The following is an 11,843-nucleotide window of genomic DNA, read 5'->3' on the forward strand; positions in this document are numbered from 1 at the left end:
GTTAAAAGTTAAAAGAGGTTTAATGCGAGTGCGATAACTGATTTTGCTGTTGCTCACGGCGTTCTCGCTGTGACTTTTTGATAATGCTCCAGCCTGCACTCAATCCTAGGCCTGCCATCAATAAGGCCACAATCAAATCAGGCAAAACGCTTTGTGTTCCAAATACACCCAATGCCGCAATCATCACCGCAATATTCCCAATGGCATCATTACGGCTACATAACCAGACCGATTGCATGTTGGCATCACCCTCACGGAACGCAAATAACACCACTGCACTGATGATATTGGCGACCAATGCCATCACGCCAATAATGCCCATGGTGATTGCTTCAGGTGGAACACCATGCAGATATGACCAGACCACTTTTCCTAAAATAATCAGCGCAAATACGCTCATGGTGAGGCCTTTAAATAACGCAACCGTCGCGCGCCAATACAGACTTAACCCTAGCGCCAGCAATGAAATCAGGTAATTAATCGAATCTCCGAAAAAATCCAGTGCATCTGCCCAAAGAGAAGTCGAACCGGCCTGCATACCCCCAAATATTTCAATCAGAAACATGCCCAAATTTAAAATCAGGGCAATCCATAATGCGATTTTAAACTTATTGCTTTTAACTTTAGGGATATCTTCGTGATCACAGTTACAGCATGCCATTTGCAATTTCCTCGACTTTGGATAAGCTGATTAGAAAGTCTGGAGTCGCTCTAGGGTCAAGTCTTATGATGAAATATTTGATTGGTGAATTGGCAAAAAAGTCTCAGGTTGCGGTCGATACCATTCGTTTTTATGAAAAACGCGGTTTACTTCAGCCCGCAAAACGAGCAGAAAACAATTATCGTTATTATGATGACGAGGCATTGGATCAACTGATTTTTATTCGGCATTGTCGTGAATTGGGCATGTCTTTACATGAGATTGAAGACCTTAATGAATTACGCAAAGATCCTCAGCAGCAATGTAAAGTCGTGGATCAAGCCATTGAACAACATCTTGGGCATATTAACCATAAAATTCAACAATTTGAAAAATTCAAAATACAGCTTGAACAGTTACGTGCACGTTGCCAGTCGAATAGCAATATTGATGATTGTAAAATTATTGAAACGCTGAAACAGCATGATCACTTAGGCTGACTTTGAAACATCATGTAATTATTTGAAATATATACTAAAACAAAAATACATTTTTCAAATATATATTTCTGATCTGCTCTTTAACATAGCAATAGAACAGAGAATAAACCGAGGATTGCCAAGATGACGATGCCATTTGCCACGTCGCTCGTTTGTAGTAGTTTCATTTTATTAACCGCTTGTAGCTCCAACAATACTCATTCACAGGAACAACAATCAAGCTCAAAGCAGACGCAAACAGCAAATCAGCCGATAGCGATTCAGCAGAGTTTTAAAACGCAACAGATTGCTAACTTTGATGAGCCGTGGGCATTGGCTCAGCTTCCTGATGGACGGCTCTTGGTCACTGAACGTCAGGGGGTACTGAAAATTTTTGATCCGACCTCCAAACAAATGCTGCAAGTTTCAGGGGTTCCCAAAGTCCGTTATGGCGGTCAGGGTGGTTTGGGGGATGTGATTTTGCATCCTCAATTTAGCCAAAATCACTGGATTTATCTGAGTTATGCCGAAGCAGGTCAAGGTGGGCAAGGCGCTGTGGTTATTCGTGCCAAACTGGATTTAAACAGTCCGAATCAGCCAAAGTTGATGGAGATAGAAAAAATTTGGCAGCAAGTCCCCAAAGTCTCTGGTCAGGGACATTATGCGCATCGTTTGGCTTTCGATCGAGAGGGTAAACTCTGGATTAGTTCTGGTGAACGCCAAAAATTTGATCCTGCACAAGACATGCAGTCCAATTTGGGTAAAATCGTGCGTTTAAATGACGATGGACGTCCTGCGGCGGGAAATCCATTTGCAGCTCAGGGTGGTGTCGCAGCACAAATCTGGTCATTAGGTCATCGTAATCCTTTGGGGATGGCATTTGATGAACATGGTCAGCTCTGGGTGGTGGAAATGGGGCCAAAAGGGGGCGATGAACTCAATCGGATTGTCAAAGGTGCGAATTATGGATATCCCGTGGTTTCCAATGGCGATCATTATTCAGGTTTGCCAATACCTGACCATGCCACCCGACCTGAATTTAAGGCACCAGAGATCAGTTGGACGCCTGTGATTTCTCCATCAAGTATGATTATCTATCAGGATGATCAATTTCCTGCATGGAAAGGTAAAGCCTTGATCGGAGGATTATCTTCAGAATCCATTACGGTGGTGGATTTGAAATCGCAACCTATACAGGAAGTTCAACGTTTAGACATGAAGCAACGAATTCGTGGACTTTTACAGGCGCAAGATGGTTCAATCTGGGTAATTGAAGATGGTGCAAATGCCAGACTATTGAAACTCAAAGCTCATTAGATTTTTGAGTAATCATTGAAGTTTTTAAAGTGAATAGAGAAAGAACCATGTTGTCGTTACTACAGCGATCCCGCTATAGCCATAAGCCATTATGGTCTAAAAAATCATTATGTCTGATGGGTCTTTTGGCCTGTAGTGCACCGCTAGATGCCAAAGACTTGTCTGAGCAGCAAGTGAAAGCAGTGATTGATCAACAGTTTAAGCCATTGTTAGCGCAGTACAATATTCCTGGACTTGCAGTTGGCGTGAGCCTGAATGGACAACATTATTTTGTCAATTATGGTGTGGCATCCAAACAAACACAGCAAGCGGTCAGTTCCCATACTTTATTTGAATTGGGCTCGGTCAGTAAGATCTTTAATGCCACTTTAGCCGGCTATGCTCAGGCAACAGGCAAACTTTCTCTTGACGATCATCCTGCCCAATATTTTCCAGCGTTAAAAAATACAGCAGTCAATAACGCGACTTTACTCAATCTGGGAACTTATACCGCAGGCGGTTTTCCGCTTCAGTTTCCAGATCAAGTGACCGAGCAACAGGACATGTTAAAATATTTCCAGACATGGCAACCGAAAAACACGATCGGCACACAACGGCAGTATTCCAACCCGAGTATTGGGCTGATGGGCTATGTCACTGCTTTGGCGATGGAAAAACCCTATACTGAACTGTTGGAGAAAATGCTATTTCCTGCATTGGGTCTCAACGAGAGTTTTATTGATGTCCCTGAACAGCAGATGACTCAATATGCTTGGGGATATAAAGGACAGCAAGCCATGCGGGTGTCTGCGGGGATGTTCGATGCAGAAGCGTATGGCGTAAAAAGTAGTAGTGCAGATCTGTTGAAATTTCTGGATGCACAAATCAACCCACAACAACTCAAACAACCATTACGTAAAGCGATTGAAAATACCCATGTGGGTTATTTTAAAGTAGGGGCAATGACGCAAGGCTTAGGTTGGGAGCAATATTCTTATCCAATAAAGCTAGATACTTTGCTAGAGGGAAATTCCAAGCAAATGGCATTTGAAAGTCATGCAGTGATCCCGATCAAACAGCCGAAGCTTGCTGATCCTGCGACTTTTTTTAATAAAACGGGTGCAACCAATGGTTTTGGCGCTTATGTTGCGTTTATTCCCCAGCAGAAAATTGGCATGGTGATGTTGGCCAATACCAACTTTCCCAATGAAGAACGGATTAAGGTCAGCTATCGTGTGATGCAACAATTGCTTCAGAGCAATAGTGCGCAATAGAATGTCGCTTTGATTGCAGAATCAAATTGTAGATTTGATCCAGACACAATAGACTACAGTAAAAGATTACACAGCTATTGATGATGTCAGATACGCATATTCCACTTCCTGAACGTTTACGTCCACGTGATTTATCCGAAATTATTGGACAGAATCATTTGCTAGGCCAACATGCGCCTTTGCGTCAAATGATCGATCAGGGACATTTGCCTTCGATTATCTTTTGGGGGCCGCCAGGCGTGGGTAAAACCACGATTGCACTGTTACTGGCGCAAGCGGTGGATCGTCCTTTTGTGAGTTTATCTGCACTGAATACGGGGGTGAAAGAGCTACGTGAGATCATCGCGGAAAGTGGTGATTTACTTACGCCAGTGGTATTTATCGATGAAATTCACCGTTTCAATAAATCGCAGCAGGATGCCTTACTGAATGCTGTTGAAAAGGGCAAAATTACGCTCATCGGGGCAACCACAGAAAACCCATCGTTTGAAGTAAATAGTGCCTTACTGTCGCGTTGTCAGGTGTATACGCTGAATTCATTGGATCAAGATGCGATTCAAACTTTGCTGAATAAAGCCATTCAAACTGATTCTTTTTTAAAAGAACGGCATATCCAGATTGAAGAATACGATGCATTGTTTCAATTTGCTGCGGGAGATGCACGTAAAGCACTCAACTTAATTGACCTGATTGCCAGTACCTTTGAAGCAGATGTTGAAAATATTGTGACCAATGCGGTGACGGTTAAAGTTGCACAGCAAAATATCGCGCGCTATGACAAATCGGGCGAGCAACATTACGATATCATCTCGGCATTTATTAAATCCATTCGTGGTAGTGATCCTGATGCGACGTTGTATTGGATGGCTCGAATGTTAAAAGGCGGTGAAGATCCCGTGTTTATTGCACGACGTATGCTGATTGCAGCCTCAGAAGATATTGGTAATTCGAACCCAAATGCCTTGCTGTTGGCAGGTGAATGCTTCCGTTCAGTGCAGGCGGTAGGAATGCCAGAAGCACGTATTATATTGGGTCAATGTGCGGTGTATTTGGCGACCAGTCCGAAAAGTAACAGCACCTATTTAGCCATTAATCGTGCTTTAGAACTTGCAGAAAAAACTGCGAACTTACCTGTGCCCTTACACCTAAGAAATGCGCCAACTAAACTGATGAAACAGCAGGGCTATGGCGTAGATTATCTTTATCCGCATAATTACCCTGAGCATTTTGTCTTGCAGGAATATTTGCCGCCCGAATTAAAAGGGGTCAAACTCTATGAATCGGCACGGAACAAGCGTGAAGTTGAGGGCGAACGCTTGCAACAGCGTCGCTGGCAGCAGGAACAACAGCAGCAATAAGCTGCTGTTTATTCTAGTTCTTCATTGACCTGTCCATAAATTAATAGAGTAAATACCCCAGTACCGCCAATAATATTGCCCAGTGTGGTTGGTAATAAAAATTGAAAAATATACTCTGAAAACGTTGCATGTCCTTTAAATACCCAATAGGCCATTTCTGCTGAACCCACAATCACATGCGTAAAACCGCCTAATGCCATAAGATAGGTAATAAAGAAAATCAGCAGAAATTTATTATTGGCTGAAGGTAAAATCCAGACCAGTGACGCGATCAAAATACCTGCGGGAATTCCCTTAATAATATTTTCAGAGATAGTAAAACTGGCGACATGGTGGGCCAATTGATCAAAGGATTGCATTAAATCTGCATCAAACAGATGTGGATTAAGTAAAAAAAATGCCGCCAGTGCAGTGCCGATGAGATTAGAAATAAACACGATTCCCCATAGACGAAATACAGCTTTTAATTTTTTAAGACTAAAGTTTTTAAATAAAGGAACGACTGTTGCAATGGTATTTTCGGTAAAAAGTTGCATATGTCCTAAAATCACCAGAACAAAACCCACGGTATAGCCCATATTTTCAATCAAAAAAGCCCACTTGGCATCGGGCAAATAGGCATTGAGAAGAGATTTAAAAACAAATGAAAAACTGATGACGATGCCTGCTGTGATACCTGAGAAAATCAGGGCTTTGGTCGGGCGTTCAAGCTCTTCTACTCCATTTTTACGAATAATTTCATAAACCAGTCGAGGCGAAAGTTTTTCATGCTCCTCAATCGCCATTTTTTCACGCCAAGTGAGGGTATTGTCAGTCTCTTTTTCCTGTTCTTTTTCTTCTGCACTCATTTTATTCTCCTCACAATTCAATGCGGTAATGATGGCTTTTGTGGTTATCATCAGGCTATATATTTCTTTTTTAAAAAATAAATGGATGTGAATCCAGAGCATTCATTCAGCTTTTATGTATTTTTTTATAATCAGCCTAAATATGTGATGCTTAATGATTTGCTATCCGCTCTTGATTTTTTGTCAGTAAATTGGCGCATATTTTGAGCTAGACCATATTTTGAATACAATACAGACAGATACAACCAAATAGTTAAAACCGATGAGCAATAAAATTCTCTGTAGTATCAGTCATGCAGAAGGCGGGTCGGATTTGGAACAGTATGAACTTCGCCCATCCAGACCAGATGTGATCGAAGGTATGGCTCAAGATATTAATTTGACAAAATAAAAAACGAGCCAGATGACGGACTCGTTTTTGATCAAACAAGCGGATTTAGATATTGTCTAAATCGATACCTAAACGCGCAGCAACTTCTTCATACGCTTCAACCACACCGCCCAAACCTTGACGGAAGCGGTCTTTATCCAGTTTTTTCTTGGTATCTTTATCCCACAAACGGCAACCATCTGGAGAGAACTCATCACCAAGCACAATACGGTCATGGAACACGCCGAATTCAAGTTTGAAATCGACCAGAATCATATCGCCTGCATCAAATAATGCTTTTAATACATCATTGACTTTGTAGGTCAATTCTTTCATTTTTTCAAGTTGTTCAGCGGTCGCCCAGCCCAGTGCAATTGCCTGAGATTCATTCACCATTGGGTCGCCTAGACCATCATCTTTATAAAACAACTCAAAGGTCGGCGGAGTCAATTGCTTGCCTTCTTCAACACCGAGACGACGGCAAAGTGAACCAGCAGCAAAGTTACGGATCACACATTCCACAGGAATCATATTGAGTTTTTTCACTAACACTTCGTTTGGTGTCAGCAATTTCTCAAAATGTGTTTCGATGCCAGCTTCAGCCAGTTTTTCCATGATAAAGGCGTTAAAACGGTTGTTGACCTTGCCTTTACGATCCAGTTGTTCGATTTTTTCGCCATTAAATGCTGAAGCATCATCACGAAAGACTAAAATCAAATGGTCTGCATCATCTGTTTCATAAACAGATTTGGCTTTACCAGTATAGAGCAAGGTTTGTTTTAACATTGGGGGAACCTTTTTCAAGAAAAAATTGCCTAGAGAATGCCTAGGCTGGCCAATTTTGATAAATCTGATTGAGCACTTCAGTGGCTTTAGCAGGATCGGCAAAGCTATTGTCTGGATTAAATAATGCCAGATTGTGAGTATTGCCCACGCCTGTCAATTTCAACACATAACTTTGTTCGCCAACTTTGATCGTTGCTTCATAACCTGCTTTATTTTCACCCAAAACTTTGTAGTTCAGGCTACTGAGTGTCGCTACGGTATATTGCCAGATGTCTGCGGTTGGCCCACTAATTTGTAATAGTGGGTTTTTATTGCCATCGACAACAAGCTGTGGACGTCCCATTGCCGTAGTACCTTCTGCACTGCTTTCAGCGGCAGTATTTGCTTGAAGGGATTCTGGACGAGGTAGTGCAAATCGTGTTCCCTGCTTATTTTCAAGCTTAGGGGCATTTTCAATTGCAAGCTGATCCACAGTCGGGGCAGGATACAGTGGCGTAAATGGGCGCACAGTTGCATCTGTCGGGAACTGGAGTGGAGCGAGTGTAGTGGTATTCTTATAATCTAAAGAATGATTATTAAAACTACTACAGCCTACTAAACCCATAGCGGCAATAGCAAAAGTTAGTCCAAGTCGTAACTGCATCATAATCTGCTCTTATTGAATAATTCCCGCTGCTTTCAGGGCATTACGGAGTGGTTCGCGATATTGCTGTGCAAGAGGAGTCAAAGGCAGACGAATACCTGTACCAATGAGCCCCATTTCATGTACCGCCCATTTCACAGGAATTGGGTTCGATTCGCAAAATAGATTATTGTGTACATTTGCAACTTTATTGTTAATCGCTTCAGCTTCTGCTGCGTCGCCATGATTGACTGCGGAGGCACAGAGTTCGCTCATAATTTTTGGCGCAACATTGGCAGTCACAGAAATATTGCCTTTTGCACCAGCCAACATGAGTTGCCATGCCGTTTCGTCGTCGCCTGAATAGACTGCAATTTTACCGTCTAAGGCTTTGATTAATTCGCTTCCACGCGCAATATCACCTGTCGCATCTTTGACACCCACGATATTGGCAATATCAGCAAGACGCACCACAGTTTCGTTGAGCATGTCGACGCCTGTACGACCTGGGACATTGTAAAGAATCTGTGGTAGCTCAACGGCTTCAGCAATTGCTTTAAAATGCTGGAATAAACCTTCCTGAGTCGGTTTGTTATAATATGGAGTGACAAGTAAAGCGGCATCAGCCCCAAGCTCTTTGGCTGCTTGAGTCAGTTCAATCGCTTCACGGGTTGAGTTTGCACCTGTTCCCGCAATAATGGGAATGCGTTTATTGGCCACACGAATGATTTCTTTGATCACTTGCGTGTGTTCTTCCATGCTTAATGTCGATGGTTCGCCCGTAGTACCTACAGCAACAATACCATTGGTTCCCTGATGAATATGCCACTCAACCAGCTTTTCGAGGCTCTTCCAATCTACGCTACCATCTTCAAACATTGGGGTGACGAGTGCGACAATTGAGCCTTGAATGGTCTGTGCTTGCTGAGTCATTTTAAAAAAATATCCTATTGTGCCATCCATTGAGATAAAGAACGAAAGATGGATGGTTTTGCAGTCTTTTGATTTAGCGTCTCAACAAAAAAGTGATTTCTGTTGAATGACTATTATGCAAATTATGACTGATCAGACGCATAAGAACAATATGCTTTAGTCAAAGCAGTCAAAACTTTATCTACTAGACACACATTTAAGCCATATATGCGAGATCATTATGCGGTTTTGCCAATCATAAAAGTCGAATACGTGATGCAATGAACGCTTTATTTTAGTCACAGAGTTCTTATAAGATGCTGACAACCCCAGCATTCATGATGCTGTTTGATAGAAGGAGTAAAGCAATGAAACAGGGAAAAAATAGTGCTTTGATTGTGGTTGATGTTCAAAATGGTTTTACCCCCGGTGGACATTTGGCAGTGGCACATGCCGATCAGATTATTCCTTGTATTAATCGTTTGGCTCAAGTTTTTGACAATGTCATTTTGACTCAGGACTGGCATCCTGCTGATCATATTTCTTTTGCTGAGAACCATACAGGTAAACAGCCGTTTGATCATATTGAATTGTCTTATGGGACGCAGGTACTTTGGCCATCGCATTGTGTACAAGGAACACATGATGCCGAATTACATCCTGATCTGGATATTCCGTCGGCACAGTTGATTATCCGTAAAGGATTCCATTCAGATATTGATAGTTATTCGGCATTTATGGAAGCAGATCGAGTGACTTCTACAGGACTTGCTGGATATTTAAAAGAGCGTGGCATTGATACGGTTTATATCACAGGTATTGCAACCGATTTTTGTGTGGCATGGACAGCTATGGATGCCAAACAAGCAGGATTTGAAAGTTATGTGGTGGTCGATGCCTGTAAAGCCATTGATTTAAATGGTTCATTGCAGCAGGCGTGGCAGCAAATGCTAAGTTGCGGCGTTAAACGAATGACCTCATCGCAGTTATTGGGCAATTAATCATTTCGACGTATATTCGATAAAAGATCAGGATATTGCTATGCCATTATTATTGCGACTGACACAGTTGATGCAAAAGACTTTTGCACTTTGGGTCATCGTATTTTCAGCGATCGCGTTGTGGCAACCTAGCTATTTTGTCTGGCTCACGGCTTATATTCCGTGGATACTCGGCATTATTATGCTGGGTATGGGCATGACCATCAGCATCGCTGATTTTCGCGCTGTACTTCAATATCCAAGAGCCGTATTAATTGGTGTGGTGGCTCATTTTGTCGTGATGCCAAGTCTTGCCTTTATCTTATGTCAGCTCTTTCAACTTCCACCAGAAATTGCCATTGGTGTAATTTTAGTCGGTTGTTGTCCGGGTGGAACCGCTTCCAATGTCATTACTTATATGGCCAAAGGCAATACTGCGCTTTCGGTGGCTTGTACGTCAGTATCGACTTTATTGGCACCGATTTTAACGCCGTCGATCTTTTATCTGTTAGCCAGTCAATGGATTCATATCAATGTCAGTTCGATGTTTATTTCGATCTTACAGGTGGTGATTGTGCCGATTATTTTAGGCATTATCATCCGTCATTATTTTGCCCGACAAGTGGATGCTTATATTCGGGTCATGCCTTTGGTTTCAGTCGTTGCGATTGTGTTGATTGTGGCGGCGATTATTGGGGCGAGTAAGGCATCAATCTTACAATCTGGACTATTAATACTCGCTGTCGTAATGCTCCATAACGGCTTGGGTTTCTTGATCGGTTATTGGGCAAGTCGCTGGCTAAAACTTTCACATTATGACAGTAAAGCCATTTCCATTGAGGTCGGTATGCAAAATTCGGGTTTAGGCGTGGCTTTGGCTGCTGTACATTTTGCAGCTTCTCCAATCACCGCTGTACCGAGTGCTATTTTTAGCTTATGGCATAATATTTCTGGTGCTGCGCTAGCGACTTATTGGGCGCGACAAGAAGATCAGAAACTCAAATGATTTCAGTACTTAGATTGAGACTCTGAAGTAGTGCGTCTATCTCACCGCATTGAACTATTGATTGAAGCTGAATTCTTGAACAGGTCAGTTGAAGGCATCAAACAAAGGATGCCTTCACTATAAAAAAGTTAAGCGTCTCTGAGTACATCGCGAATCGATGGATCTTTATCAAAGACTGATTTTGCATACGGACATAAAGGAATAATTTTAATCTGATTGTTTCGGGCAAAATCGACCACAGCATCTAAAAGCTTACGGCCTACACCTTGCCCACGATAGTCATCTGCGACATCGGTATGATCAATAATAAATAGTTTTTCACCTGCCCATGTATAGACCATTTCGCCTGCAAGCTTGTCATGATCATACATTTCAAATGCGCCATGCTTACCATCATCTTTTTGTTGAATATTCAAAGTAAGGCTCCTGAGATCATAGAAATATAAAAAGGAATTAAACCTACGCTTTGATTGTGTCAGTATTTCAACTAAAAGTGAGTTGGATTTTGTTATAGTCAGCATCTTTATTAACACAAATCCACTGATTTTTTATGCAGAAATTCTTTTTAAAAGGCAAAAAAAAGACCTATATACCAATTATCGGTATATAGGCTTAAAAAGTAGCATTTGATTAAGGGTTTAGGACAAATGCTACTGGCGGTTACGAAACACAAAGATGGAGGTCTTTAGGTTTCAGGATCATTTTAAGAAGAATAACCAAGTGTTTCTTGCCAAAAAAAACAGTGATTTTTACCATTTTAAACAGCGCAGGGTTTGGGGAATAATAAACAAAAAAATTTAGGTATATAAAACAAGGGAATAGATAAATTTATTGGTTTTTTGAAAAATTTAAAATAAATGCCGTGCTTAGATTTTTTTTGTTTAGATGAGCTAAATAAAGCCAGACTAAAACAGTCGGTATTTTATCGCCTTTAAATCAATTAGCATAAGTACAAGTATGACTCGATAAGGCTTTGTTGCACAAATAGACGAAAGGTAGAGTTGTTCTAATCTTCAGATATTTATGCAACAGCCACCGTTTTAGCTGTACCAAGTTGAGTAAATTTATTCAAAATATCGACTCTTATTTGCAAGTCAACCACCTGACGATTAAAGCATCGACTAGATACACCTTGTCCAAGTCGTTTCAAGGCAAACATTTTAGCCTCTATTCGGGATCGTCGATGATAACCAATATCTCGTTTCCACTGCTTTTGACCCTTGTCCCAACAGCCTTGTACTGCATGATTTCTTGCTTTACCAATTTCATTTT

The 11,843-nt window shown here is 41.5% G+C and carries 13 protein-coding genes and 1 pseudogene; 7 read left to right on the plus strand and 7 right to left on the minus strand.

Going from position 1 to position 11,843, the window contains the following annotated elements; all coding sequences use genetic code 11:
* Positions 1-19: 19 nt before the first annotated feature.
* Complete coding sequence (locus J500_RS14295) at positions 20-661, minus strand: cation transporter (protein WP_004986097.1); 642 nt, start codon at positions 659-661, stop codon at positions 20-22.
* A gap of 65 nt (positions 662-726) precedes the next feature.
* Between J500_RS14295 and J500_RS14300 the strand changes: the two genes are divergently transcribed.
* The 4 genes from J500_RS14300 (at position 727) to J500_RS14315 (ending at position 5,047) form a co-directional block, all read left to right on the plus strand.
* Positions 727-1,140 carry a Cd(II)/Pb(II)-responsive transcriptional regulator gene (locus J500_RS14300; RefSeq protein ID WP_004986095.1) on the plus strand — a complete coding sequence of 138 codons (414 nt, stop codon included), beginning with the start codon at positions 727-729 and terminating at the stop codon, positions 1,138-1,140.
* 123 nt (positions 1,141-1,263) lie between these two features.
* The gene (locus tag J500_RS14305) at positions 1,264-2,436 is read left to right on the plus strand and encodes a PQQ-dependent sugar dehydrogenase (protein WP_034700178.1); all 1,173 of its coding nucleotides are present in this window, start codon (positions 1,264-1,266) and stop codon (positions 2,434-2,436) included.
* A 116-nt stretch (positions 2,437-2,552) separates the two neighbouring features.
* The gene (ampC, locus tag J500_RS14310) at positions 2,553-3,689 is read left to right on the plus strand and encodes a class C beta-lactamase (protein ID WP_372464143.1); all 1,137 of its coding nucleotides are present in this window, start codon (positions 2,553-2,555) and stop codon (positions 3,687-3,689) included.
* A gap of 83 nt (positions 3,690-3,772) precedes the next feature.
* Complete coding sequence (locus J500_RS14315; protein WP_010589014.1) at positions 3,773-5,047, plus strand: replication-associated recombination protein A; 1,275 nt, start codon at positions 3,773-3,775, stop codon at positions 5,045-5,047.
* Between the two features lie 8 nt (positions 5,048-5,055).
* Here J500_RS14315 and J500_RS14320 read toward each other — a convergent pair whose 3' ends face one another.
* Positions 5,056-5,895 (minus strand): formate/nitrite transporter family protein, encoded by an 840-nt coding sequence (locus tag J500_RS14320; protein WP_004986081.1) that lies wholly within the window; start codon positions 5,893-5,895, stop codon positions 5,056-5,058.
* A 262-nt stretch (positions 5,896-6,157) separates the two neighbouring features.
* Here J500_RS14320 and J500_RS17845 point away from each other — a divergent pair, with 262 nt between their 5' ends.
* Positions 6,158-6,286, plus strand: coding sequence for a hypothetical protein (locus J500_RS17845; protein ID WP_262442667.1), 129 nt, complete (start codon positions 6,158-6,160; stop codon positions 6,284-6,286).
* A 45-nt stretch (positions 6,287-6,331) separates the two neighbouring features.
* On the opposite strand, the gene purC is transcribed toward J500_RS17845, so the two are convergent.
* Genes purC through dapA form a run of 3 tightly spaced genes read right to left on the minus strand, consistent with a single transcriptional unit; the run spans position 6,332 to position 8,606 of the window.
* Complete coding sequence (gene purC, locus J500_RS14325) at positions 6,332-7,051, minus strand: phosphoribosylaminoimidazolesuccinocarboxamide synthase (RefSeq protein WP_004986080.1); 720 nt, start codon at positions 7,049-7,051, stop codon at positions 6,332-6,334.
* 40 nt (positions 7,052-7,091) lie between these two features.
* Positions 7,092-7,697, minus strand: coding sequence for a hypothetical protein (locus J500_RS14330; protein WP_004986078.1), 606 nt, complete (start codon positions 7,695-7,697; stop codon positions 7,092-7,094).
* A gap of 9 nt (positions 7,698-7,706) precedes the next feature.
* Positions 7,707-8,606, minus strand: coding sequence for a 4-hydroxy-tetrahydrodipicolinate synthase (gene dapA / locus J500_RS14335; protein ID WP_004986075.1), 900 nt, complete (start codon positions 8,604-8,606; stop codon positions 7,707-7,709).
* A 347-nt stretch (positions 8,607-8,953) separates the two neighbouring features.
* Here dapA and pncA point away from each other — a divergent pair, with 347 nt between their 5' ends.
* Complete coding sequence (pncA, locus tag J500_RS14340) at positions 8,954-9,586, plus strand: bifunctional nicotinamidase/pyrazinamidase (protein WP_034700182.1); 633 nt, start codon at positions 8,954-8,956, stop codon at positions 9,584-9,586.
* 40 nt (positions 9,587-9,626) lie between these two features.
* Positions 9,627-10,571: a bile acid:sodium symporter family protein gene (locus tag J500_RS14345; RefSeq protein ID WP_034700184.1), complete on the plus strand. Its 945-nt coding sequence runs from the start codon at positions 9,627-9,629 to the stop codon at positions 10,569-10,571.
* 128 nt (positions 10,572-10,699) lie between these two features.
* On the opposite strand, the gene J500_RS14350 is transcribed toward J500_RS14345, so the two are convergent.
* Entirely contained in the window at positions 10,700-10,987 is a 288-nt protein-coding gene (locus J500_RS14350; RefSeq protein WP_034700186.1) for a GNAT family N-acetyltransferase, read from the minus strand.
* A gap of 605 nt (positions 10,988-11,592) precedes the next feature.
* A pseudogene (locus J500_RS14355) lies at positions 11,593-11,843 on the minus strand (IS5/IS1182 family transposase); the annotation flags it as partial.

Origin of the sequence: Acinetobacter sp. 479375 (genome assembly GCF_000581715.1) — a bacterium.
Classification (GTDB): domain Bacteria; phylum Pseudomonadota; class Gammaproteobacteria; order Pseudomonadales; family Moraxellaceae; genus Acinetobacter; species Acinetobacter ursingii.